Annotated in this window: 1 protein-coding gene; it reads left to right on the top strand. The window is 59.9% G+C overall.

Annotation, left to right across the window (positions count from 1 at the left end):
- Positions 1-21: 21 nt before the first annotated feature.
- Positions 22-212, top strand: a 191-nt coding sequence (locus QM716_RS29215; protein WP_283307727.1) for a GMC oxidoreductase, incomplete at its 3' end; no start/stop codon positions are given.

Below are 212 nucleotides of genomic sequence, written 5' to 3' on the forward strand. Positions count from 1 at the left end.
TAGTGCGTGGGGGTGGTCCTCATGGGTCCGCGGAGTCGGGGTATCATCGAACTGGCATGGGTGGATCCCGCTGGGGCGCCGCGTTTTCGATACAACTACGTCGCGTCGTCGCACGATCGAGCTGCCATGATGGAAGGGATTCAGATCGCCGAGAATCTTCTCGTGTCGATCGCAGAGACCGTTTTGATCGACCGCACCGTTGTGGAGTACGC

Origin of the sequence: Rhodococcus sp. IEGM 1409 (assembly GCF_030056735.1) — a bacterium.
Classification (GTDB): Bacteria; Actinomycetota; Actinomycetes; order Mycobacteriales; family Mycobacteriaceae; genus Rhodococcus_F.